The sequence below is a fragment of the Hyphomicrobium sp. genome (genome assembly GCF_020852195.1).
Lineage (GTDB): Bacteria > Pseudomonadota > Alphaproteobacteria > Rhizobiales > Hyphomicrobiaceae > Hyphomicrobium_C.
This window is the reverse complement of the sequence record NZ_JADZBI010000011.1, coordinates 27578-51687: the sequence shown is the minus strand read 5'-3', so window position 1 is coordinate 51687 and position 24110 is coordinate 27578. Positions and strand designations below refer to the sequence as shown.

Annotated in this window: 24 protein-coding genes and 1 pseudogene; 14 read left to right on the top strand and 11 right to left on the bottom strand. The window is 60.7% G+C overall.

The window, feature by feature from the left end:
- A pseudogene (locus IT540_RS01165) lies at positions 1-764 on the top strand (hypothetical protein); the annotation flags it as partial.
- Positions 765-873: 109 nt separating this feature from the next.
- Positions 874-1773 carry a hypothetical protein gene (locus IT540_RS01160; RefSeq protein ID WP_291172101.1) on the top strand — a complete coding sequence of 300 codons (900 nt, stop codon included), beginning with the start codon at positions 874-876 and terminating at the stop codon, positions 1771-1773.
- A gap of 3 nt (positions 1774-1776) precedes the next feature.
- Here IT540_RS01160 and IT540_RS01155 read toward each other — a convergent pair whose 3' ends face one another.
- Positions 1777-4410, bottom strand: coding sequence for a UvrD-helicase domain-containing protein (locus tag IT540_RS01155; protein WP_291172098.1), 2634 nt, complete (start codon positions 4408-4410; stop codon positions 1777-1779).
- 325 nt (positions 4411-4735) lie between these two features.
- Here IT540_RS01155 and IT540_RS01150 point away from each other — a divergent pair, with 325 nt between their 5' ends.
- Positions 4736-5632: a zincin-like metallopeptidase domain-containing protein gene (locus tag IT540_RS01150; RefSeq protein WP_291172096.1), complete on the top strand. Its 897-nt coding sequence runs from the start codon at positions 4736-4738 to the stop codon at positions 5630-5632.
- Between the two features lie 15 nt (positions 5633-5647).
- On the opposite strand, the gene IT540_RS01145 is transcribed toward IT540_RS01150, so the two are convergent.
- Entirely contained in the window at positions 5648-6292 is a 645-nt protein-coding gene (locus IT540_RS01145; RefSeq protein WP_291172094.1) for a hypothetical protein, read from the bottom strand.
- Between the two features lie 265 nt (positions 6293-6557).
- Between IT540_RS01145 and IT540_RS01140 the strand changes: the two genes are divergently transcribed.
- Positions 6558-7151 (top strand): site-specific integrase, encoded by a 594-nt coding sequence (locus IT540_RS01140; RefSeq protein ID WP_291172092.1) that lies wholly within the window; start codon positions 6558-6560, stop codon positions 7149-7151.
- 26 nt (positions 7152-7177) lie between these two features.
- On the opposite strand, the gene IT540_RS01135 is transcribed toward IT540_RS01140, so the two are convergent.
- Complete coding sequence (locus IT540_RS01135; protein ID WP_291172090.1) at positions 7178-8110, bottom strand: hypothetical protein; 933 nt, start codon at positions 8108-8110, stop codon at positions 7178-7180.
- A 331-nt stretch (positions 8111-8441) separates the two neighbouring features.
- Here IT540_RS01135 and IT540_RS20800 point away from each other — a divergent pair, with 331 nt between their 5' ends.
- Together IT540_RS20800 and IT540_RS01125 are read left to right on the top strand one after the other, a co-directional pair.
- On the top strand, positions 8442-8834 hold the full coding sequence (locus IT540_RS20800) for a type II toxin-antitoxin system ParD family antitoxin (RefSeq protein WP_366028952.1): 393 nt from the start codon (positions 8442-8444) through the stop codon (positions 8832-8834).
- Positions 8827-9117 carry a type II toxin-antitoxin system RelE/ParE family toxin gene (locus tag IT540_RS01125; protein ID WP_291172088.1) on the top strand — a complete coding sequence of 97 codons (291 nt, stop codon included), beginning with the start codon at positions 8827-8829 and terminating at the stop codon, positions 9115-9117. The genes IT540_RS20800 and IT540_RS01125 overlap by 8 nt, the downstream gene beginning before the upstream one ends.
- A gap of 138 nt (positions 9118-9255) precedes the next feature.
- Here the strand turns inward: IT540_RS01125 and IT540_RS01120 are convergent, their stop codons facing one another.
- The 5 genes from IT540_RS01120 to IT540_RS01100 form a co-directional block, all read right to left on the bottom strand.
- Positions 9256-9768, bottom strand: a complete 513-nt coding sequence (locus IT540_RS01120; protein WP_291172086.1) for a GrpB family protein — start codon at positions 9766-9768, stop codon at positions 9256-9258.
- Positions 9769-9873: 105 nt separating this feature from the next.
- Positions 9874-10296 (bottom strand): hypothetical protein, encoded by a 423-nt coding sequence (locus IT540_RS01115; RefSeq protein ID WP_291172084.1) that lies wholly within the window; start codon positions 10294-10296, stop codon positions 9874-9876.
- 104 nt (positions 10297-10400) lie between these two features.
- Positions 10401-11297 (bottom strand): hypothetical protein, encoded by an 897-nt coding sequence (locus tag IT540_RS01110; RefSeq protein WP_291172082.1) that lies wholly within the window; start codon positions 11295-11297, stop codon positions 10401-10403.
- Positions 11294-15616, bottom strand: coding sequence for a tail fiber domain-containing protein (locus IT540_RS01105; RefSeq protein ID WP_291172080.1), 4323 nt, complete (start codon positions 15614-15616; stop codon positions 11294-11296). Before IT540_RS01105 ends, IT540_RS01110 begins: the two co-directional genes overlap by 4 nt.
- The gene (locus tag IT540_RS01100) at positions 15613-15915 is read right to left on the bottom strand and encodes a hypothetical protein (RefSeq protein WP_291172078.1); all 303 of its coding nucleotides are present in this window, start codon (positions 15913-15915) and stop codon (positions 15613-15615) included. The genes IT540_RS01105 and IT540_RS01100 overlap by 4 nt, the downstream gene beginning before the upstream one ends.
- 633 nt (positions 15916-16548) lie before the next feature.
- Between IT540_RS01100 and IT540_RS01095 the strand changes: the two genes are divergently transcribed.
- From IT540_RS01095 to IT540_RS01080, 4 genes are all read left to right on the top strand, one after another.
- Entirely contained in the window at positions 16549-16872 is a 324-nt protein-coding gene (locus IT540_RS01095) for a hypothetical protein (protein ID WP_291172075.1), read from the top strand.
- Positions 16869-17051 carry a hypothetical protein gene (locus tag IT540_RS01090; RefSeq protein ID WP_291172073.1) on the top strand — a complete coding sequence of 61 codons (183 nt, stop codon included), beginning with the start codon at positions 16869-16871 and terminating at the stop codon, positions 17049-17051. Before IT540_RS01095 ends, IT540_RS01090 begins: the two co-directional genes overlap by 4 nt.
- Entirely contained in the window at positions 17048-17230 is a 183-nt protein-coding gene (locus IT540_RS01085; protein WP_291172071.1) for a hypothetical protein, read from the top strand. The genes IT540_RS01090 and IT540_RS01085 overlap by 4 nt, the downstream gene beginning before the upstream one ends.
- Positions 17231-17415: 185 nt before the next feature.
- Entirely contained in the window at positions 17416-17847 is a 432-nt protein-coding gene (locus tag IT540_RS01080; protein WP_291172069.1) for a hypothetical protein, read from the top strand.
- Here IT540_RS01080 and IT540_RS01075 read toward each other — a convergent pair.
- Positions 17827-18366, bottom strand: a complete 540-nt coding sequence (locus IT540_RS01075) for a hypothetical protein (protein WP_291172067.1) — start codon at positions 18364-18366, stop codon at positions 17827-17829. The genes IT540_RS01080 and IT540_RS01075 overlap by 21 nt on opposite strands.
- Positions 18367-18522: 156 nt before the next feature.
- On the opposite strand from IT540_RS01075, the gene IT540_RS01070 reads away from it, so the two are divergent.
- Entirely contained in the window at positions 18523-19002 is a 480-nt protein-coding gene (locus tag IT540_RS01070) for a hypothetical protein (RefSeq protein WP_291172065.1), read from the top strand.
- A 1-nt stretch (position 19003) separates the two neighbouring features.
- Here IT540_RS01070 and IT540_RS01065 read toward each other — a convergent pair whose 3' ends face one another.
- Entirely contained in the window at positions 19004-19561 is a 558-nt protein-coding gene (locus IT540_RS01065; protein WP_291172063.1) for a hypothetical protein, read from the bottom strand.
- Complete coding sequence (locus tag IT540_RS01060; protein WP_291172061.1) at positions 19548-20939, bottom strand: type IV secretory system conjugative DNA transfer family protein; 1392 nt, start codon at positions 20937-20939, stop codon at positions 19548-19550. Before IT540_RS01060 ends, IT540_RS01065 begins: the two co-directional genes overlap by 14 nt.
- A gap of 380 nt (positions 20940-21319) precedes the next feature.
- Between IT540_RS01060 and IT540_RS01055 the strand changes: the two genes are divergently transcribed.
- From IT540_RS01055 to IT540_RS01045, 3 genes are all read left to right on the top strand, one after another.
- Positions 21320-21604: a hypothetical protein gene (locus tag IT540_RS01055; RefSeq protein ID WP_291172059.1), complete on the top strand. Its 285-nt coding sequence runs from the start codon at positions 21320-21322 to the stop codon at positions 21602-21604.
- 675 nt (positions 21605-22279) lie between these two features.
- Entirely contained in the window at positions 22280-22687 is a 408-nt protein-coding gene (locus IT540_RS01050) for a MobC family plasmid mobilization relaxosome protein (RefSeq protein WP_291172057.1), read from the top strand.
- Entirely contained in the window at positions 22602-23993 is a 1392-nt protein-coding gene (locus IT540_RS01045) for a relaxase/mobilization nuclease domain-containing protein (RefSeq protein ID WP_291172055.1), read from the top strand. The genes IT540_RS01050 and IT540_RS01045 overlap by 86 nt, the downstream gene beginning before the upstream one ends.
- The last annotated feature ends 117 nt before the right edge of the window (positions 23994-24110 follow it).

The window sequence follows — 24110 nt, the reverse complement described above, 5'->3', positions numbered from 1 at the left end:
TCCGAAAGGCGGATGCGCACAAGCTTGCCTCCACAGGCCATGACGCTCCACATCAATTCGCAGGGCACAATCATCGTTCGGACGGTCATTCACCGAAGCTCATCGAGGATCTGACCGCGCAGCGCAGTGCTGCCATTGGCGCCGAACTGATGGGGCAGCCGGATATCGCCCTCGCAGCAATCGTGCATGCGCTGGTGCTCGATGTCTTCTATCTGGGTCACGCCGTCGATAGCTGTCTCAAGCTCGATGTCAGCAGTGCCGGATTGAGCCGACTGATCGCCGATTCCGACACCTGCAAGGGCCTGATCGCCATCGAGCAGGAGCGCGAACGCTTCGGTGACCGTCTCCCCGGCAATGCGGACGATCTCTGGCAATGGCTGCTTGACCGTTCTCGCGACGAGAAGCTGGACCTTCTGGCTTTCATCGCGGCGACAAGCATCGATGCCGTGCAGCGTAAGGCCGAGCATCCCGGCTCGTCCCGTTTGGTCCATGCGAACTTGTTGACCCAGGCTTTGGGCCTCGACATGGGCGAATGGTTCAAGCCGACGGCAGAGAACTATTTCGGCCGTGTCAATCGCGCTCAGATCCTTGTCGCCATCGATGAGGCAAACGGCTCGCACGCCCCTGCCCTCGAAAAGCTGAAGAGGTCTGAGCTGGCAAGCCGCGCCGAGCAGTTGATCGCGGGCACATCGTGGCTGCCCCAGCTGCTGCGCGTCGCTGTCAACGACAACGATTGCACCAACCATACCCAGGCAGCTGAGTAGGCTGCTTCCTTCCGGCTGCACCTTCCGGCTGCACCTTCCGGCTGCGCCGCAAGGTGCAGCCGGATCGGTCCTTACGAATCGGATAACCTCTGCCGAAAGGAGACGGCAGATGAAATTCGTGGAGCGCTGCCAGCGCGTGGTGCGCAATGCAAAATCTCGCGCCCTTTACAATTACCTCCCCAAGACTGTCGACTGGGCTGTCCGGGTCGCCGCGTCATCCGCCCGCAAACGCATACTCGCGCAGAATGCGTCCCGCGTTCTTGTCGACAATACGGTCATGGGGCATGCGGTCACGCACGAGACGGCCTGGATTGATACCGGACGCCAGATGTGGGGTGGCAAGGTTCCGATCGATACAGGATTTGCAGCGCGGATACCGGTCCATCGGGAGGACGACGACTCCGACGCGGCGCGCTCGGTCCGATTCCTCCCTGCTATCGCCAGCCTGGCGCGTCAGGGCGCATTGACGCTCTACAGCTCCCCCGAATTGATGGACGAACGGCTCACGCAGCCCATTGGCCGGTTCAGCGGCTACGGGTACTACGATTACAGCGTCTTCTCCGGCATCCGGTTCGGGCATCTGGATGACCCGGCATACAGCATGCGCATCGGGCCGGCGTATCTCGGTGTGCCGTCATTGACCGAACAGCGCCGTGCGCGTCTTGCAGCGCAGTCCGATCCTCTGTTCCAGGCGCTTGTCGCAGTGCTCGGACCCGGCAACAGCCAGGACGCATGGCATATTGCCACCGCTGAAAGCTCAGGCTGCTTCTGCTTTCTCACCATGGATTTCAGGCTGCTGCGGGCAGTCGCGTCGCAGCAAAAGCATCCGGCGATTGCAGGTCTCAAAACACGTGTGATGAGCCCCGAGGCCTTCGGTCTTCTCTTCAGGTTGCTGCCAGTTTCCCCCAGGCTCTTCAGCTACCACAACGCTTCCTATCCGGTTCATCCCGAATTCAACTGGCCCGACTCCCGACGGCGGAAACGCAGATCGGCATCGCCTCGATCGTGATGTCTATGTCTTTGGTCCGGCGACGTACGACGCTGCTCTTGAGGGCACGCCCTGATCGTCGAGGAGAACGGCGCCATACGCCTTGTCCTCCAAGAGCTCCGTGACGAAGGCAGATGGAGCGTCCGGGTCGGTCAGTATCGTTACTGAATGCCGCGCCCTCGTTAAGGCCACATAGAAGAGCCGCCGCTCTTCGGCGTGCTCGAAACCCTCAGGCTCCGGCAGGACCAGATCGAGAAGCGAATCGTCGACGATCTCGGACGGAAACCCCATCCGGCCGCGTGCGGCGCGCAGAACAATGACGTGATCCGCTTCGAGTCCCTTGGATCGGTGCACGGTCAGGAAGCGCATATCTAGCTCTGGATACTCCGACACAAGTGCGGCCAGGTTGTCCGGCTGCACGAAGCGATACCTCCCAAGAAGAAGAACACTGGCCCTTCCGCTCGAGCGTTCGCATATCTCATCGAGCACTGCCCTCAAGGCCTCGCCTTCGGTGCTGCGCGTGCAATAGACCAAGCTGATCGCCGGGTCGTCTCCTTGGGCGGCCGGGATAACCTGTTTTTCGAGTTGCGACGGGTTCTTCAATATGAAGCGGCGCGCTGCAAGCGCGATCCGGTCGGTATTGCGGAATGTCCTGCCCAGATCCACGACACTGTGGACGGCATTTGAGCTTGCGATTGCCCCGCCGAACACCTCGCCGAATCTTCGCATGAGGTTGAGATCGGAGCCTGCAAAGCGGTAGATCGACTGCCAGTCATCGCCGACGGCAAATATGCGCGCATCCTCGTGCTGTGCCTTCAGCGCAAGAAGCAGCCCGGCCCTGCCGTCCGATATGTCCTGGAACTCGTCGACCAGCACATGCCTGTAGGGGCTTCGAAACCGGCCTGAGTGCACATGATCGGCGGCGCGGTTGATCATGTCCTCGAAATCGATCCTCTCGCCAAGCCGCGCCTGATAGGCCTCAAGGACGAGCTCGAAGATCTTGAGGAAGGCCTGGCTCCGCTGCGCGCCGGACGACAATCCGGCACGCTCCCGGCAATTCTCCAAGGTCAGCCCGCGGCTCTTGAAGTGCCGCAGGAAGATGCCGAGCGTCTGCGTGAACGCATCGACCAGTCCCAGTTGCGAAAGCCGCTCGAATGCGGCTGCCGGCGGAATCGGGTTGGTTTTGGCGTAAGGTTCGAGCTTCTTTGCAAGCTCTTCGAGCAACCGCCCTTCGACATTCTCGTAACTGTACGTCTCGATCAGGACGGTGCCATGCGCCTTGTGGACCTTTCGTTTCCAGACCATGCCTTCGAGATACCGCTCGCGGTCGACATGGGGCGCCGTCGTCAGGCGCGTTTCGCCGCCCGGACCGCGTTCCCTGCGAACCCCGAAATGCTCGATATAGACGCCGCTTTCGATCAGCCGGAAATCAGGCGTGTACGCCCGCCTTGTATTTTCTGACAGCACGTGTTCGTAGTCCGGCTCGTATTCGTAGGCGATGCCGTTCAGGTAAAGCCAGTTCGCGATCACCAGTTCCTCGAAGCTGCGCACGCGCTCGCCCTGGAGCGTCCGCAGTTCGGTTACCCGCACGTAGCGGGCGTACTCATCCGCCGAACTGAAATCCCATTCCGTCTTCCAGGGCCGATAAAACTCTGCAAACCAGCTGAGAAGCAGGGCGCAGGAACCCGCACGCGTGGCGATCTCGCTCGCCAGGATATCCCGCAACAGTGCGAAAAACTGCGCGTCGTCGCTCGCATGCGCGGCAAGGGCCGGCGCCTGCCCTTCCACCTGCCGGATGATTTCGTAACCGAGCGCATGGAAGGTCATCGCATCGACAGGCGCCCCGCATCGCTGCCTGATCCTTCCCGCCATTTCTTCCGCTGCATCCTTCCCGAACGCCAGAAGCAGGATTTCGTCGGGAGAACGAATCCCCCGCTCGATCAGATAGGCGGCCTTGCCCACGATCACGCTTGTCTTGCCGGAACCCGCGCCGGCAAGAATAAGGGTCGCATCTTCATCCGTAACGATGGCCAGCCGTTGCTCGGCGGTCAGGGGATGCGCGTCTATTGCATCGAAGAATTCCTTCATCTCGATCAGTTCGGTTTCGATGAAGGCTTTGATCGCTGCCTCGCGGAGCTTTGCGGGCTCGTTGCGCAGGGCTGAGGCAGCGTCGAACATGCGCTTTTGCTCGTCCAACAGCAGGTCCGCGGGCGCAGCTCGGGGCAATCCCTCGAATATGCGTTCGGCCCGCTTCACGAAGGGCTTGAGCAAACACGCGGCCGGATAGCGTCTTGGCTGATCCAGACGCTCTTTGGCCTGCGCCAACGCGGCGAGCTCTGTCTGCGCCTGATCGAACAGTTCGGTCATGCAGTGCCGGCGGGCCTCGTTCACCGCCTGCACGAAGGGCGGCACATCTGCCTGCCTGAATCCGGAAGCACGCAATTCCGACGCATCCGCGAGCGGAAAGATGATCGCGCCGGAGCCGGATGCCCGTGCCGGACCTGCCATTTCCGTAAAGCGAACCTGCCGCTGCCGGCCTCCGGCGAGGTCGATGCCGTGGCCTGCAAGACGCAGGCTCCGAAGCGGGCTCCCGAACAGGCTGCGCAACAGCCATGACAAGACGCTTCTGCGAATCTCAGGGGAGCCTTCTGGCTGCATCAGGCGCTTTTTCCAAACCTCGTCGCGGATGTTTTGGCAATGACCGTTGATAGTCTACGGTCCGCTCGCCGCCCGGGCCAGAGGATCATGCCGCTCCTTTTTCGTCGACGCGTCCCGCGGTGCGGGCTCTTCATTGACGGCGACTTTGCGCCGGGGCGCAGCCGCTGCAAGGGCTAAAGCCCTCGGCCTTCGGCTTCGCCGGGCCGCCTCGCCTCCTCCTTTGACAGTCGGCAGGCTTCGGTTCCGCGCCCGCTTCATCCCCGGCGCCCTTCGTTCGCCATCGAGCCCGCAATCACGCGGGGTCGTCACGACGAAGGAGACCGCCATGTCATCTCAACGCGCACCGCGCCGCGACATCCACGCCGAAATCACCGGCAAGCTTATCGCCGCCATCGAGGCCGATCCGGGTAAGCCCAGCATGCCGTGGCGCCGCGCATCAGGGCCGTTGTTCATGCCGACCAATGCGCTCACCAACAATGCCTATAACGGCATCAATATCGTCAGCCTCTGGGGGTCGGCCGAAGTGTCCGGCTACACCGCGCCCGTCTGGGCCACTTATCGCCAGTGGTCGGAGCTTGGTGCGCAGGTCCGCAAGGGCGAGAAGTCCTCCCTCGTCGTCTTCTACAAGGAGTACGAAGCCGCGCCCGATCCCGATAATGCCGACGACGACGGCAAGCGCCGCGTTGCCCGTGCGTCATACGTATTCAACGCGAGCCAGGTGGATGGTTACGCGCTGCCCGACGCGCCCGAAGCCCTTGGGCCCATCGAGCGCCTTGAGGCCGTCGATCGTTTCATCGCGGCGACGGGCGCCCGCATCGAGCATGGCGGCGACAGGGCCTTCTTCCGGCCCTCCACCGACCACATCCAGATGCCAGATGAAGGCCTGTTCTGCGGGACCGATACGATGACCCGCAGCGAAGGCTATTACGCCACGCTCACCCACGAACTGACGCACTGGAGCGGCGCCCCCAAGAGGCTCGGCCGCGACATGGGCAAGCGATTTGGCGATGCCGCCTATGCTGTTGAAGAGCTGGTCGCAGAGATTGCGTCCGCTTTCCTGTGCACCGAGCTCGGCATCACGCAGGACACACGGGCCGATCACGCCCAATATCTCGCGCAGTGGCTGACGCTCATGAAGTCCGACAGCCGTGCGATCTTCACCGCTGCCGCCAAGGCGTCGGAGGCGGTTGCGTATCTGAAGCGGCTACAGCCGCCCGCATAGCGGGCCGCTTCACCTTCAGAGCAGTCTTTGGACGCCGACCACCATCAGTGCGACCAGGAAGGCTGCCGCTACCGGCGCGACCAGTATCGCGTTCGACAGAACGATCGCTTTGCCGGGCGTCATCTTTCGTCTTGTCCACGGCAGTAGAGAGACGAGGTAGATCGCAGTCAGGTAGATCCCCAGTGCGGTCGGGAAACTTGTTCCGTTCACCGGGAAAGTCATGCGTAGATAGGCTTCAGCGGACGGCGCCGGGAATTTCGAGAAGTGCAGATTGTAGTAGGTCGCGATTGAAATCCACAGCGCCGCCGACAGTGTGAGCGTCGCCACCAACATCAGGGTCGCCTTTCTGTAGCCGGGAAGCTTGAAATTGATGATGAGGGAAGCAGCCAGAAGCACTATGGCAATACCGACCGTCAGAGCGATCGGCCAGTATTCGGTTGCGACGTGAATGGCAGCAAAGACAAGCCAGGCCGCCCCGGCAAAGCCCAGCAGTACGAATAGGCCCGCGCCGTCGAACGACGAACCGGCCAGGCCAGGCCCACTGAACGTGCCTCTGTAGTGCTCCCGGTACATCTGCACGTCGGGATGTGCGCTGTCCGTGCCGGTGGCCGCATGCAGGAAACCATCCATGCGGTTCTGGCCGTCTTTGTTCATCGGCATTGTGGAGTCCCCTGATCGACACTGTTATGACAATCAGGTCCCGCGTGCGCGACTTAAGCATCGTGCCCACGCGCCATCGGACAGAATTGTCTAAAGTGTCGAACGGCCTCCGAACCCGCCTGAAACTGGTTGATCCGGCAGTTGAGAGTGCTAGGGTCACCCGTCTGGCCGTCACAAAATCCCCGAGAATCGGGGTTATCTGTAGAGGTGAACAGAATAGACAAGAATGTCCTGAAGCTGATGCAGCCGGCGAAGGTAGGACGCCATGCAGCACAGCCACTATGGACATGCCAGCCTCTATTCCGGGACCGGCCTTCGCAAATATCTCACACGTGACGAACGGGCGCGATTCCTAGCAGCGAGCCTCGCTGTGCAGCGTTCCGACCTGCGCACGCTCTGCCTCACCCTCGCCTATACCGGCTGCCGTATTTCGGAGGCGCTTGCGTTGACAGCCGCTTCCGTTCAGGCGGCAGAAGGCATCGTTGCCATCCGCACGCTCAAGAAGCGTAACGGGCTTGTCGTCGTGCGCGAGGTGCCGATTCCGCCTCTGCTCATCGCCGAGTTCGAGCGCGTGCACGGGCTTTCGTCCTCGCATCCCCTGCAACGACTATGGCCCCTCTCGCGTGGCCGTGCCTGGCAGCTTGTGAAGGAAGTGATGGCGGAAGCCGGCATCCAGGCCGGAATACATGCGACACCAAAAGGGCTCCGGCACGGCTTCGGGCTTCATGCCATACGCTGCGGCATCCCGATCAATCTCGTGCAGCGTTGGCTCGGCCATGCCAGCATGACGACGACCGCGATCTATCTGCAAGCGGTCGGCGCTGAAGAGCGCGAGATCGCTGCACGGATGTGGATCTGAGATGCTGCCGGGAGTGCAGTGGAATCCTAGTACTGCAGAGTTTGCGTTGAGCTTCCCTTGATGCACAGGAGCGTGTCGTAATAGCCCGAAATGACGGATATCTTGAAGTATGTGCTGTTGTTTTGAACATCGCTGTATTGGATACGTTTCAGCCCATGAGCATCAAAGACCGTCGTGCAAGTGCTGTCTGAATATGTGGGAAAGGTATCGATCGTCGCGCCGTCGTAGTGGTGGCTTCCGGTAGCTATCCACGTACACTCGTCGTCCGAATAGCCCGTCGGGGCGTAGTTGGCGGAGATGCACTTTCGGGTCGCGTCGCTGCTGCGGACGGCGAAAGTCCTGGCGTAAGGCTCTCCTGCAATCTCCAGTCCGCTTGCGTTTATCGTTCCGGCTACATCAAGCTTCGCACCGGGAGCCATCGTCCCGATCCCGACATTGCCGCTGTCGTCAAGCACTAGGTTGGTGCTGCCCATCGTCCGAAAATGGATATTCTTTATCGCTCCGGTAACATCATTCGCTTCAAAGCCAATCCCAATGCGGTTAGTTGCTGCCGCAGTGCCGGTTAGGCCCATCCAGAAATAATCCGACCCATACGCGAAGCCGCCCAGCAGACGGTTTCCGGTAGTGACGCTTCCATTCACATGCAGCGTGGTTGCAGGGCTCGCTGTCCCGATGCCCAGCCGCTTGTTCGTATTGTCCCAGTGCAGGTTCACATCGGCATCAAGCCCGTCGGCGCCGTCGTTGAACTGAATCTCTCCAGCGTCGCCCGCCGCTTCCGCAAGTCCGGTGTCGGGCGCATCTTCGGTGCAGTTCACAGTTGCGCCGTCGCTTGTGCACCATTTGCCGTTGGTCAGAATGCCTATGCGCGGATCGGCGGCGGGCGCGCTGCCCGGCGCCATGCTGATCCAGTGCGTGCCGTTGCAGAATTGCGCGACCTTGTGGGTGGTGTTGTAGACCATCTCGCCCTCGACGCCGTCCGGAAAGGCGCAAACAGCGTAAGCAGGGGCAGCAATGCTCCAGAGCAAGAGGGTCAGTAAAACACGCAATCAGCCTCGTCGTCTCGAAACTCAATAGCCACCAGACCGGCACCACATGCTGGCTGGTGGCCGGGAGTTGATAACCGCTGATGTTGAGACGGCGCGGCGCTTTTTGGCCGCGAGGCTTGGACATATAACGCCGCCTCCCGGCCATTGGCCGAGAAGCGACATGAATTCCGGCTCATGTCTGCCGCAACATCAAAAGAGGTTATCACGCCCCTGACCGGATAATCCGGCCTATAATCAGTATAAGGTGTTTATTCAGAAAGGGTCAACCAATCCAGTGTGTGCAATATCTTGGCTCGAAATTGCTTTGGCCGGTTTTCTAGCTATCCGTCATAAATATTGTGAATTTTTATTATCGATGCTAAAATTAAATATTGAGAGGCTTCTTATGGCAACAATGACCGTTTCCCTTCCCGATCCAATGAAAGCATGGATCGAAACTCGGATTGACTCTGGCGAATACGCGAGTTCAAGCGATTATGTGCGCGACCTGATCCGGAAAGACAAGGATAGCAGGCTCTCCGCGCTCCGGCGCCGCATAGACGACGCCGACGCGAGTGGCATCAGCGTCCGTTCTCTCGACGAAATCTTTGAAGACGCCCGTACGAAAGCAAGGGAGCGCGGCCTGATAGATGGCTAGCTATCGGCTTACGAACCGTGCTGCCGGGGATCTGGACAATATCTATCTCTATACACTGACCACGTTCGGCTATCGTCAGGCCGAAGATTACGCACGCGCCATGTACCAGGTATTTGAGGACCTCGCCGCGAATCCGCGTCTGGGCAGAGAGGCCGAAGACATTCGGTCCGGCCTGCGTCGCCATGAGCACGATCGCCACGTCATCTTCTACCGCGTGGATGGTAACGGGGTGCTGATCCTCACCCTTCTTCACGAGGCGATGGACCACCAGATTCATTTCTGATCGGTCAAACGGACGGCAAGGCGGCGTTCCGATCAACCTAGTCTAACGGTGGCTGGAACACGCCAGCATGACGACGACGGCGATTTATCTGGAAGCGGTCGGCAGCGAAGAGCGGAAGATTGCCGCGAGGATGTGGACCTAATCTCCGCTCTTGGTGGCGCGCCGTTGCGCGAGAACGCTCTCGATGAATTCATCTTTTGCAGCCCGGTATGCGGCCATGGCCTGGCCTGCGTGGGCGCGCTTCAGCTCGTTGTATTCCTCGACGAGTTCCGGGTCGCTCAGGAGCGCATCAACGAAGAGATGGAAGAAATCGGACGGACCGTCGATAGCGGCAAGCTGGATTCCGAGATGGGGATCGCTCGCGCCATCCTCGAACGCAGAAAACGTGGCCGTGCGGATGGAGCCCTCATTGCGCACGTACATCTTTGCGAGGGCTGCGTCAGCGGCCGGGAACGCGTCGACCGGAACACGCACGGCAATGTCCAGATCACCCTTGGTCAGGCATCCCGGGATGGCGGTTGACCCAATGTGTCTGATGTCGGCTGTAGGTAACACTTCGCTCAGCGCGCCTTTCACTGCCTCGAACAGTCGTTGTGCGGCTGCGCGGGCCTTTTGTGGCTCGACGAGTGTGAAAGGTGGTTCGTCGGTCATGTGATCTCTACAGCAGCGCGCCCCAGCCCGCACAATGACCGAACCGTCCACCATGTTCCAGTGAGAGCTGCGGGCGTAACCGATGCACCCGACATTGTCGTCGGCCTAGTTCACGCCTGCAGGTCCGAGGTTCAGGTGCGGGAAGATGCCCCGTACCCAGCAGGCCGCATGGCCGCCAAACCTGGCTTCGAGCGTGGGGACGATTTCTGCGATGGTCACAGCCTTGCGGTAGTTGACGCTCACGGAAGAGATCTTGCGCGCTTCGTCGATCAGAATGCGTTCTTCAGCTACATCATGGATCAGCGCGTGCAGCGCCATCGCCGCGTCGTCGAGGCTGGTCGAAGCGCCGGAGGCTTCCGCCTCGGTTCGCATCGTTTGAAGAAGTGCTCGGCCGCTCCGCTTTGCCAGCCTCTCACGAAGCTGACGGGTAGCAGCTGCGGTTTCACCGTCGGCGATACAGATTTGCTCGATACAACGGCCATTCTTGTTGAAGTACTCACATAACAGAAATTCATTGTCAGAATTCACGCATACTCCTTTGTTAGGGTTGCGTGTTCATGGCAGATCGGGCCGTCTGAATGCAAGTTTTGTGGGATTGTGTCTGATTATGAAAATCAGACGGATGTCCGCCCTCAGTTCCATGTAAAGGTGACGCGGCCGACGGCACCATTGCCGCCAACGTCTCCGCACTCTCCGGGTTTGCCCAATCCGGCCGCACCGACGGTAGCACTTAAGGATTGGCCGACTGTCAGGCCGCCCGCGCTGTAGACCCGTTGCACATATCCACCGCCGCCACCGCCGCCAGAACCATTAGACCAGCTGTCGTCACACGATCCCGCGCCGCCGCCGCCAGCGCCGGGCGCAGTGCCGGCAGTGGGAGCAGCACCCCAATCGTAGCCGCCAATGCCGCCCGTGCCGCCGTTTGGCGAAGCGCCACCATTCCCGCCGGCTGGAGAAGATCCCCAGTTTTGCCCCGCTCCGCCTGCGATGCCCGGTGTATTCGTCGTACCGCCGCTGGCAGTGCCCGCGGTTCCGCCCGCCCTCCCGTTCTGGCCCCATGATCCGTAGGCGGCTTGGCCTCCACCACCGCCGCCTGCGGTCATGCCCTGAAACGTCGAATTGCCGCCAGCCGTGCCATTGTAAGCTGAATGGCTGGCACTCCAGATACTTCCGCCGCCGCCACCGCCGCCGCCCCAGAGCCTTACGGTCAAGGTGTTGTAGCAAGGGACGACGAAGTTATGAGACCCGGCCGTCGTGAAGCTTTGTGAACCCGGCGTGACGCTGCAGGCGCTACACGCTTCTATCGTCACACCTGCAATCGTCGCGCCGTAGAACGAGGACCATTCCGGCGCTGTCTTCGTCGGAATGAAAAGCGGTGCGCCCGATGCGTGGTTGTTCGTAACGGTACGGCATTCGCCGTGTTCGGTGATATCGACCGTCGCGCCGTGATTGACTTGGTAGGAGTCGGCGGCGAATACGGGCGTCGGTAGCAGAAGCAGGAAAAGCGCGGCAAGAACGTATCGTCTCAACGCGCCTCGCTGGTCAGGCCTTTGATCGCTTCGATTTCTGCGCGCAGTTCGTCGAGTTCGACCTCGTGGTTGTCGTTCGCAGCCTTCAGTTCGGCGCGCAGATTATCGTTGTCGGCCTTGAGCTCCTTTATGGCCTCGATCAACGGGCCGATGAGCTGGGGGTAGTCAACCGATTTGCTGCCGGCTTTGTCCGTCGAGACGGCGTTTGGCAGAACCTTTTCGATTTCCTGCGCGATGACGCCCGTGGCAGCCTTGCCGGTGTCTTTCCACCGGAAGGAAACGCCGTGCATCCGCGACACCAGATCGAGGCCGCTGGTCGTCTTGATGTCGGTCTTCAGTCTGCGGTCCGACGCATACAGATATGTCGTTGCGCGCACCGTGCCGTTGACATCCAACTTGTAGCTTGGCGAATTCATCCCAATACCGATGAGGCCATCCTTGTGCATGGAAAGTGCATCCGTGCGCGCACTTCCGTCGGCGTTTCGCCAGGAAAATTTGTATCCGAAGACGCTGCCGTTCATGCCGGTCGTCGTGAGTTGCATACGTCGTTCGTCAGCGGTGTTGACGTATGTGGACGACTGGTCTTCCGGCTTGAAGGCCAGAGTGACGCTCGCCTCCTCGGATGAAAGGGCGATGCCTCCGTCACGGACCTCAAGCCTCTGTGTCGGCGAAGTCGTCCCGATGCCAACGTTCCCGGTGCTCGAAATGCGCATCATTTCTGTTTCATTGACCCCTAGAATTACAGGGCCGTTTTCGGAGTTGAGCAACAGAAGCCCGTTATCGCTCGCCCGGTGGACAAGGATGCTTCCGTAATTTGAAATGGCGCCTGCCGTCAGATGTATCCCTGCCGCATGCGCGCTCGAGGCGGTGTCGACCCTGACATAAGTATCGCCGCCCGTTCCCGAGACATGCAACTTCTGGCCCGGCGAAGTCGTCCCGATGCCGACGTTGCCGCTTCCATCAATGATCATGCGGTTGTTGTAGACGCCATTGGCAGCGGTCCAGAAACTGAGTTGCGAGGCACGCGTTGCATGATCGTGCTCCACCGTCTTCATCTGGATGCCTGTCGCTTCGACGAAGGTGCTTGCCCCCACACCCGTTGTCGCAATTCGGTGCGAAATGACTGCCGTGCTGCCGCTAGTATCCAGGTTCTCGAGCGCAATCATGGTGGGAGATCCGGCAGCATTCACCTGTACGTGCAAGGGGCGCTGCGGCGTGGCAGTCCCGATGCCGAGCCGCTTGTTCGTGTTGTCCCAGTGCAGGGCGGCGTCCGCTTTCAGGTTGCCGCCTTCGTTAAACTGGATCTGTCCGGCCGAACCGTCAGCCGCTGCGCTCGACCCGCCGACGAAGTTGAAGGCCTTACCTGCGGCATACAATTGCGCAATGGTTTGGTTAAGGCAGTCATAGCCGGCCATGTTCGAGTCGTTATCGCTGTCCCACGCACCCGACGCCACATCGAAGGCCGCGACATTGTCGTCACCGGCGATTTCATACGTAACGTAGTCGGCGTTCTTCTCGGTAATGATCATGATGTCCGTATCGCCCGCGCTGGTACACACAAGCGCATCCGGCCAGCCGGATATCATCGTGCTTCCGGTCATGCTGCCGCCGAATGACAGCCAGCTTGAAGCGACGCGCAGATCAAGCGATTTGGTCGTCGTGTTGTAAACCACCAGGCCTTCGGCAGGCGACGCGATGTTGTCGCGATCCGTCGTCGACATCCTCGGTGGCAGGAAGCCCCTCGTCGTTGATGTCAATTCCAGCAACGAACTGGCATTTGCGTCGGCACTGCTGCCAATCGAAACGCTGCCTGTGGAGTCGATGCGCAAACGTTCCTGCGCAACGATGCTCGTACTCGGCGTCGTCCATAGGCCGAGCATGGTTGCGTTGGACGTTGTCGTCCAAAGCTCGGAAGCACGGGACGTGACAACGCTTTGCGGATTGGAGAATGCAGAGCCGTTGTGGCCCATACCCTGTAGGGCAACCAGATAGTCGTTGGCTTCTACGCCCGCCTCGCTGCCCGGCGCGCCGCGGGCTTTTTTGCCGATGAACAATGCGCCTTGCACGCCGGTATTGTACTGGCTGGCGACGATGCCACGCGGGGTACCCACCGCAGTATCCACGGTCACGAGGCTGGCCTCCGGCGTCGTCGTGCCTATGCCTACCTTGCCGCCCGCGTAGTTGATGCCGCCGCTAACGTCGGTCCATTGCGATGAGCCGTCGCCGATAAAGTTGAAAGCCCTGCCCTCGGAATAAAGCTGGGCAATTGATTTCGTGCCCATGACGCAATCCCATGCAGCGAGATCCTGATGGGCATTGTACGTCTGCCCGGAGACGTTGAACCGGATGTATCGCCGCGCTCCCGAGCCGTCATACGGGCTCGCATAAGTGCGCAAGGTTCCGTCCGTCCAGTTGTTGAACAGAATCTCGGTGGCGCTCCCGTTCGTGCAAATGATGGCATCCGGCCAGCCGGAGACCATCGTAGTGGCGGCGCTTCCGCCGCCGCCCGAACCGCCACCGGGCATCGAGATGCTCCAGGACACGCTGCCGGACGCGTTTGTATGAACGGTCGTACCGGCCGTCTTGCAGTATTGCAGTTTGCCGGAATAGGCACCGGCGGTGAGCGGCAGCACCCATGTGCCCGCTGCCGTCTTATGAGACGATGCTTCGTTCGAAAAATAGCTTAGTCCAGACGTGCAGGTGCTATCCGCGCAGAAGCGGTAGTTCACGCCGCCACCGCCCGCTGACATGTAAAAGACCTGCGAAAAGTTGATCAGTGCATTCCCATCTTCGGGTATCGTGATGGACTTGGAAGCAGACGGCACATCCACATAAGCCGGGCATGCGCTGGTCAGGTTGCCCGACGGCTGCGCATCGGTGGTCATCCCATCGATAAAGCCCTCCGCCCCCGATCCACCGCCGTCGGCAGCGCAGGCCCAGGCCGATCCGTTCCATTTGGGAATTTCGCCTGAGGCGCATGACAATCCTGCAAGCGTGTCGTTGCCCGACCCGCCGCCGACGACATATCCGGCAAGGTAGATGCTGTAGGTGTTCGCGGCGTTCGTATTGTAGCTTCCCGTTACCTCAATGGTCACCTCATCGTCGAGGCTGTCGTCCCACGGGATATCCAGATGCGCGATGTCAGTGTTCGCGTAGTCGTTAAAGTGCTGCGACCAGTACGCGACTTTCTTGTCGGCGCCGGTCTGGCCCTTCTGATAGGCGAGGAAGCTCAGGTATCCGTGCGTATTGGTTCCGTTGTGACCATGATAATAGTAGACTGACAGCTTCACCGCCTTCGTGCCGGCAGGAACGCTGACAGCGTAATCATTGGTCGGGGTGATGTTATGATAGGTGATCCCGCCGACGAGCAGCGTGTTGCCCGCGAAATATTCAAGCCCGCTGCTACCACCTGAACCGCCGCCATCAGTCGCGCAGGCCCAGGCTGTGCCGTTCCATTTGGGAATCTCGTTCGTAGCGCAGGACAGGTTCGCCAGCGTGTCCGATCCGCCACCGAGTTTGGCGAGACTGAAGTTTGCGCCCGTCAGGGAAACGGCGCCACCACTGGACTGATAACCAAAAAGCTCAACGGTATCCCCCGTATCCAGCTTGGCAACCGCCGCGACCGACAGATACTGGATAACCCCGCCGGCATAGTTGTCTCTTGAGATTGCGACGTTACTGCCATTGACGCGCAAATACGCCACCGCGTGGGCGCTCGCCGCAGGCAAATAGATCGAACCGGTGATCGCGTACCAACCGTCTTCACCGGCAGGCACGGTAAAGGTGTTGCCGGTCCAGCCGCTCCCGAAATCATTGGTGGGCGATCCCGAGAACGTCACCTTGGTCGCGGTCCCGCTTGGGATAGACGTCGTGGAGCTTGCCACCGAGAATCCCTTGGACGAATAGCTACCTCCGCCTTCATCCGCACAGGCCCAGGCCGTGCCGTTGAACTTTGCAATCTCTCCGGCTGCGCACGAAAGCGATGCGAGGGTATCGGTGCCGGAACCCGATCCGACCTCGATCCAGTTGTTGCCGTCGCACAGCTTCAGCACGTCGTTCGCGTCGTCATAGACGACTGTGCCCTCCTTAATCGTCGATGTGAGAAGGCTTGCCGACGCCGCTTGCACGCCATTGGCTGCAAGGAAGCTGATCGCCATGTCGTCGGGGTCTGCGATGGGTGCCGCAGGGCAATTGGCCCGCGCCGGACTTGTCGTCGCTGCAAGCAGCAGCAATGCCGTGCACAGTGTCTGGGCGCCCAGCTTGAGCTTACGAGGGCATCGAACGAGCGCCCAGACACTGTGCACGTACTCCCAATTCAACGGCCCTCCTGGTCGGAGGGCTTGACCATCACCACGCCCTTGGGCGCATAGACCTGTCCGGTAAACGCAACGCGGCCTTCGCGCAGGTCATCAAGCTCGGCTCGGGTCTGCACGAGCGCCAAGGTGATGCACGCCAGGGCGGCATTGAGTTTTGTCTGATCGTTGGTCTGGAGGAGCTTCTGGGCTTCATCGAGTGCGTCAGCCGCCAGGGCCGGACACTCTGCCTGAGCATGAGCGGCGTCGATTGCGGTCGTCGCCATACTCAAAACAATCAGCGTGGCAAATGCAGCCGCCTTCAAAACTCCCCCGTCACAGCAATAGCCAACCAGACCGGCACCACTTGCTGGCTGGTGGCCGGGAGTTCGAAACCGCTAATCACTGAGAAACGGCGCGGCGCTTTTTGGCCGCGAAGGCTTGGACATATAACGCCGCCTCCCGGCCTAAGACCGAGAAGCGACACGTTTTCCGGCTGTGTCCGCCGCAGTGATTAAAAAAGGGGTTTCGAAGCCCCGGGCCGGATGCAAACCGACCCGTTGATCAGTATACGGTGTAATGCGGGTTGCGGTCAATTCTGCAGGCTTCTAGGGAAGTGGTGGTTAGGGAAAGGCCTTGTCCCGCCATCCGGTCCCCTCTTGCACCGCCCTTCTTGTCCTGCATCGATTGTTCCAGTCGAGGCGGGCTCCTTTGTCTCCGCACATCATGCGGCGCTGGACGCATCGGCGCATTGGTGTTCGCCTGACAATTACGAGACTGCGGGACGGCGCGGTTTCTACCTCTTCGGCTTCTTCTGGTCCGCCTCCGGTTCCCTTGATCGCTTCAGCCGCACGCATGGCCTTTCAAGGATGGGGTCTAACCGGGCCCGCTCGCTATGGGTCAACGCGGCTCGCTTCCGCGGCTGACGCCTTGTGCAGCTCCGCCCCTTCGGAAAGCGCGTGCCGCGCTTTGCGTTTGACCCGCTCGCATGGGCGCCGGTTGTTCACGCCCCCATCAAGGCCGGCGTGGTGCTGGCCGAAAACAAGAAGAAACGGAAGTCCAATATGAAGAAGCAAACGAACGAAAAGAAAGCCCCGACGCACGGCGTCTACGTGGTGCAGGGTGACGGCGACAATGCCCGCTGGCTCAAGATCGGCGCAGCCTGGCTGCACGGCGACAACAAGGGCGCCAACCTCATTCTCGAAGCCCTGCCCTTGTCCAGCAAGGTCGTGGTTCGGGAATTCTCCGAAAAGGACGGCGAAGACAAAGGGGCTCAGCAATGAGCCCCTTTTCCACCCTCCCCCGCCGTCTTGCCGCCGACGCCTACGAGGCCCGCATCGAGGATACCATCATCCGGGGCGAAGACCTTTACGAGCTCGACGGCGAGACCGTCTTCCGCCGCCGCGACGGCTGCGTGGAAACCGGCACCCTGGATGCCTTCGAACGGGAGGTCTGGTTATGACCTCCCATCAGCTCAAAGCCCGGCTGGCAGATGCCATCGATATCATCGCTGATTGCGAACGCTATCTCGAGAAAATCGACTACGCGGCGACAGGCTGGGATGGCGTTGCACTTCATCATCGTGTTGCGAACTTCATGGATCGACACCGTGACGAGCTGCAAAGCGGGACATCATGGTAAGGCGTTTCGCGACCCCGCGGGCGTGGACGGCGCAAGCCGTCCCGCCCCAACCTTTCCGTCTCGGTAATCGCATTCCGAACGAGTTCTATCCGACGCCTCCCGAGGCAACTCGCGCATTGCTGTCGGTTGAAGCCTTCGACGGTCCCATATGGGAGCCTGCCTGCGGGAAAGGCGCCATAGCCAAGGTGCTGACCGACCACGGGCACACAGTGGTCAGCACGGACCTCTACGGTTACGGCTTCGGTGAAAGCGGTGTCGATTTCCTAAGGCAGCGCGAACCGCGTGCGAAGCACATCGTCACCAATCCACCTTATGGCAACGGCCTCGCCGACCGGTTTTTGCATCATGCTCTAACGCTTGCCATGCGGACTGGCGGCAAGGTCGCCATGCTGCTGAACCTCGCCTCGCTGTGTCATCCGATAAGAACGGCCGAATGGCAATCCGCGCCGCCAGCCAGGCTCTATGCCATCGACGACATCGTCTGCTGGCCCGAGGGCGGCGAGTATGGCCCGCCGCCCCCATACTTTACAAAGCATCGCTATGTATGGGCGGTCTGGACGCCGGAACATGCGGGTCCCGCTGCATTCTGGTGGCTTTCAGGCGCGGACTATCGATGACGTCGTGGAGGGCACAAACACGATCTTCCTGCCGAAGACATAATCGGCGACCTGCCGGTGCAGCGCGGCATCCGCCATCGTGCGCGGCTCAGTGTCAAGAATAGCCCACGCCTTGGAAGCGCTAAGGTCGCGCATCCGGCCGCTCGGCTCCGCGCTGTCGGGCGGTTCGATCGCCTCCAGCCAGTTTGTCAGGGCATAGTGCCAAGGGGCGTTTCGCCGGGTCCAGTCGCGTATGGCCCAGATGCCATCGATCTTGAGAATGTATGATGTGCTCCATGCCCTGCCGCAGCGGGTGCCGCTCGCGAAGTCCGACCAATGGGTGCGCTCGTCGCAGGCTGCGACGTAGAGATTGCGCACTTCCTCGACGATATAGTCTGGAAGCTCGGGGCGAAGGCGCGGCGGGACCGGTATAGCCGCGACCCAAGGCCGGGCGACGCCGATCGGCAGGTTGATAAAGCTGGCCGCCGCCGCGCCGACCAGGCCACTCCCAAACTGTCTGCGCGTCAGGACGAAGCCCATCAGATTCCCTCATTGGGTAATACCTGAACGAAGGTGCAACGCGATTGCGGCGCAGTTTGGTTGCGGCCATGCGTATGCCCGTCAATTTGCCCGGTCGCTAAAATTTGCGCTTTTCCTCCCGCCTGATTTAGGCTCCATCCCCGACGAAGGACATGGATGAGCCAGGAGACGACCGCCCAGATCAAAGCCGCGTTGCGTGCCGCCTTTGAAAAGGCGATGGCCGATCAAAATCTGTCACCGGTTGATGCCGTCGATCTCCTGTCTTCGCTCCTGCTTGAAACCATCGATACCGTTGCCGGCAGACCCGCGTGCGCAAAGCCGTTGCCGGACACTGCGCCGGAGCTCTGGGAAAACCGCATAGGCCGAAAGGACAATCCGGTCACCTTCACGCGCAGGGTCTATGCCCCCTGGATCGAACAGGGCCTGACCCGTTCGGCTCTGCGCAGGCTCGACCCGCTGCTGTACAATGCGCTTGCTGTCTGGCAGTGCCGCCACCCTGAAGAAGACCGCTCGTGGCTGCCGTCCAATTCCGTGCGCGCTTGCTTGTACCCCGTGGATGATCTGGCGCGAATACGTGAGGCGCTTGAACCGTTACAGGAGCGCAGGCGCTTCATCGCCCGCCTCATCCCTTTGTAAGTCAGCTGATCCATTCGGGCTGCTTCGGTTCGACTCGCTCGTCGCCAATCATCGCCAGGCTCTGGCGCATCTCATACAGCGCCTTGGTCAGCTGCACGGCCACCAGCCGCGCATCGACACGGAACATGCGCTCGGCAATCAGGATCGTGCGCCCTTCGGTGGTCAGAAGAACAACCCCGAACTCATCACAGGCATTGGTGAGTTCGATCGACGACACCTCGCCGATGGGTCCGAGATCGCGCACCCAGAACCGTCCGGCGATGCCGTTTGGCGTGCGCACGCGGGCGTCGGCGGTGAATAGGACGACATGCGGCCAGTGCGCCTTGACGACGAGAAACACGACGCCGGCGGCGCTTGCCAGGAAGACGGCGAGTGCTGCAGGCGTTCCGTGCCAAACAAAGTACACCAAGCCGAACACCGCGACGGCTAGAGCGACCGTGCCATAGCCGGCATACTCGATCAGGCGAAACCGGTGCCAACGATATCCGGCGACGGCGAGCCGTCCGGCGTCGTGTCGCTGACGGACGGGGCCGTGGCTCCAAAGACTAATGGGCATCATGCGGCAACCTCTCCAGATAGATGGGCGGACGTCCGGGCACGAGGATCAGCTGCCGGTTGGTTTCCCGGCTGAATAGCGTCGTGATTTCGTTCGGATCGAGCAGGCGCACGCTGCGCAGATGCTCGCGGATGCCGCTATCGCCCTGGCTCATGGCATGGCCCGAGAGCCGCACTGCCTGCCGCTCGATGACCTGCGTCGAGCCGAGCAGCTTCGATAGATGCTCGGTCGTGGTCAGATCCGCATTGCCGAAGGCCTGGATGATCCCGGCATTGCCAAGAAAGGTTTCCCAGCTCTTGGGATAGTGGGTCTTTAGCTGCGTGAAGTCCTGCAAGACGCTCCAGAGCTTGATGCCGAACCCGGCCATCAGGCCCGCGGCCGTCTCGATGGACCGCATGTGTCCAAGCGACGGGAATTCCTCCAACACGAACCAGACGGGCAGCTCGCCGCGTGGCACGCGGTTGCGCTCAAGCGCGGCCAGGGCCAGTTGGATCACGAGACGCAACCAACGGTAATGCGTGCCCATGCGCATGCCCGGCAGCACCAGGTAGATGCTGATGCGGCTCGTTGCGAGGTCGGACAATGCAAAGTCGCTGCGTTCGGTAACGGCGACGATATCGTCGAGCGGGGCGGTCTGCTCCTGCGCCGTCGAAAGAATGCCTTGCAGTTCCCGCCCGCCGGATTCGAGCTTGCCCAGAAACGACCTGCCGATATTGGCGACGATGCCATCGAACGCGCCGGATTCGGTCATGGCGGTGAACAACGCGTCCAGTTCCGCCGGCGTTCCGTTCAGCAATGACCGCACCTGACGCAGCGTCGCGGTACTGGTCGTAGACAGTAGGTGCAGTGCAAGGCCGCGGACGAGGTTCTTGGCGCTGTCCGTCCAGTGCGGGTCCTTGTTGTTTGCGATAATCAGCGCATCCGCGACCTGCGCCGCATCCGCTGCGATGTGCGAAGGGTTTCCGTGGCCGAGCTCGTCGAAGGGGTTGTGGGCGGCAGTTTGAAAGCCTGTTTCGCCGAAGGGATCGAGGACGTAGACACGCTGGCCCATACGCATGCGGGCTTCCGCCGTCGCACGGGCAAGCTCGCCCTTGGGGTCGAGCACGATCACCGAACCCGGATACCGCCGCAGATTCGGAATGAGCACCGTCGATGACTTGCCTGCGCGATTGCCCGCCACGGTGACCACGTGGCGGTCATCATCGAGGCCGATGAGCCGCTGTTGCCAGTGACCCAGAAGCACGCGCCCCGGTTGCCAGGTCCAGTTCGGCGAGAGCTCCCATGGGTGGCCCCATCGCGTAGACGGCGCCGCCTCATGGCGGCCCGCGATGCCGGAGCCTCGCGGGGGAAATTCGGCATCAATAAAGACGGGTTTATTCATGTGCGATCCGTTTCTTGAAAAGCAGATCGCACAATCAGTGTTTGAAATCGTCTGAAATGTAAACGCGTGCGGAAATCCCCCGGTGCGCAGCCGTGTTCGGACATGTTCCGCGATGCGGGGATCAAAAATATTTGGGCGGCGCGATAAAAAAAGAATCGGCGCTTCCATCTCAGTTCATCTGAATGCGGGAGAGCACCGCGTCCGGCAATGATGAGGCCTACCGAGACGGCTCGCTAAGGGTCAACAGGCTTCCGCGCCAGTCGCGGCCCCTAAGGGCCGCTCCCGTGAAGCCTGTGTGACCCGCTCGCCCATGTCTCGGTGCAAACGGCCTCATCGCCGGGCGCGGTGCCCGGCCTTCACCTTCACGAAACGGAAGTTCCATGTTTTCCTTCTTTGACCGCAAGCCCCCAGCCCAGACATTCGAACCGGCCAGCTACGACATGTCCGAGCCGATCCCGGCCGCAATCGCCGCTACGGCTACAATCATCGAGCGCAAGCTCGACAAAAGCCGCAGCTGGACCCGCAAAGCGCGGGCTGCTTTAAAGTCAGGCGATCTTCACCGGTACAGCGGCCTTCTGGTTATCGCCAAGGCTGAGGCCGAGGAAGCCGTCGCGCTGATAGAAAGCGCCGATCTCCTGCGCGAGGAGATCCTGAACCAGGCGTGAGGGCATTAGCGTGCGGCGGCTCACGATCCGCCGCACGCACCGGCCTTCGATCAAGTTGAAAATCCCCATCCTTCTGTTCGACCTGTACACCCATCCTTCCGCCCCGACCCACACAAGGGCTTACGCCGCCGAGCGCAGCGCACGGCAAGGCCGGCAGCCGCGTTAGCGGTGGCCGAGCCGCAGGGACCCATGCGTGTAGCGCGTGGGTGGGCGCAGGCCAGCCTTGCCGGAAGCGAGCACGGCGGCATGCTCGTCGTCATCGGGAGAATAAGCGGTGTGTCGTCAGATCTAAAAAATTTCGCAGAAAAATGTGTGCCCGCATGTTCGCGTATAAGCGCTTATGTGAAGTGGTGTTTATCGCTGCACATAATTGCGCGAATTATCGCAATGAGCGAAAACGAAATTGGGAATAACTCAAGAAACGAATGCAGGCGGATTGGATGAAGCACGTACCTTAAGGCGCGGAGTAGCGAGATGTGGATTTGATATCGATATTACGGCTTACGCCGATATCGATATCCAAATCCCACTCGCCGGGGAGAGTGCTCCGCCACTCCCCTGGACCCCTCCGGTCAGGACGCGTTCCGCGTCCCGAACCCAACCTTATGAGGCATACGAGTGCCGCGACGACGCACACATGAGAAAGGCGCCCGCACGAAGATGGTCTGCATTCGCATGACCGAGGACGATTACGTGCTCAAGGCTTCGCAGGCGAAGGAACTTGGCCTGACCGTTTCGGGCCTGTGCGAGCAACTGGTCCTGACCGGCAAAGTCGATATGTCCGCCCGGCCTTCCTATCGGGCCATGGACCCCGCGCTGTTCACGGAGCTGCGCCGCATCGGCAACAACGTGAACCAGATCGCGCATGCAACGAACAACAACATGCCCACGGAAGTCATGTCCGCGTGGCGCACCATCAACAAGCTGTTGAGCACCCTGCTCTCCGACGAACTTCTTGCCCAGAAAATAGCCGCCCTCAGAACGAGGACACCTGACAGTGATCCCCCGCCTCCACAAACGCGGGCAGAGTTTCAAAGGAGCGTGCAGCTACATCCTGCACGACGCGCAGAAGACCTCCCGTGACCGGGTCCTTTGGAACGAAACACGCAATCTGATCTCGCAGGCGGATGACGCCTGGTTCGAGATGTTCGCAACCGCCCGCGATCAGGCGATGCTGAAAATCCAATCCGGACAATCGGCGCGGGGCCGCAAGAACACCAAGCCCGTCCTGCACTACACGCTCTCCTGGGCGATCGGGGAGAAGCCAACACCGGAGCACATGCGCGAAACCGCGCTCTCATCCCTGAACATGCTGGGACTTGGCGAACATCAGGCGGTGATGGCCGCCCATTCCGACAAGGAGCATTTGCATGTGCATATCGTGGTCAACACGATCCATCCTTCAAGCGGCCTGACCGCACCCCTCAAATACACCAAGGAGCGCCTTTCCCGCTGGGCAGAAGCCTATGAGCGTGAGCACGGCGTGCATTGCGTGCAGCGAATTGCAAACAACGAAAAACGCAAGGAGGTCGCGGCGGCGAGGCACGCCGATCCGACCCTCAGCTTTACCCCGGTCAAGCACCAGCAGACTGCACGTGCGGAATGGTTCGACAAGAAGGTGCTGCTGCACCGCATGAAGGAGCTGCGAGCAGAGATCCGTCCGCTCATGCCGCAGCCGCATCCTGAAGTCCGCAGGACGTTAACGACGCAGCATCGCGGCGAACGTGAGGCTCTTTATCAGAGCACGGCTGCTGCAGTCGATCAGGCGTGTTCTTCAGTGTTCGCCCGCTACCGGCCGCAATGGCGCGAGCTCTACCGCGCACACAAAGCCGAAACCAGACACCTGCTTCGCGTGGCGACACATCCGTTCGAGCGCGCCGTGTTCGTCTATTCGCAGCGCGAGCGGCTGGGCAACGGCAAGCCGCTCACATTCCGTCAGATGTTTCATCTCATCAGGAACCCCAACCGTCTCTTGCAGCGTGTCGACGCGATCCAGAACAAGGAGCGCCGGTCTCTGGCCAGAGCCGAGAAGACAGACAAGAAGCAGATCTCGGAGCGTCTATGGCTTCAGTACAAGACGCGCATCGAGACCGTGAGGGAGCGGCAGAAGGAGGAACGCTTTGCGTTGGTGCGTGAGCGCGAGGCGCAACTGCGTACCGTCGTGACCCTCGAACTCGCGAAGGAATCGCTGTTAGCAGAACGGCAGCCGGCGAATGACAGCCTGCCGGTTCAACAGTCCGCCGAGGTGCAGCCCGCATCCGCCGCAGAATTCAATATGGCCGTCAACACGCGCTCGCCCACCCAGATGGCGCGGGTCGAGCAGATCAAACAGCAGATGGAAGAGTGGCGCCGGCGGAATCCGGGACGCGATTTCGGGCGGGAGATGTAGATTCGGCTGTAGCCTAATCAGTACCTGCACACATTAGGTTGCAGCCTATTGGACCCGGATACGGGCGCCCAAGTTGGTTTAATAGATCGTATTTTTGCTAAGTTTGGCTTAGCAAAT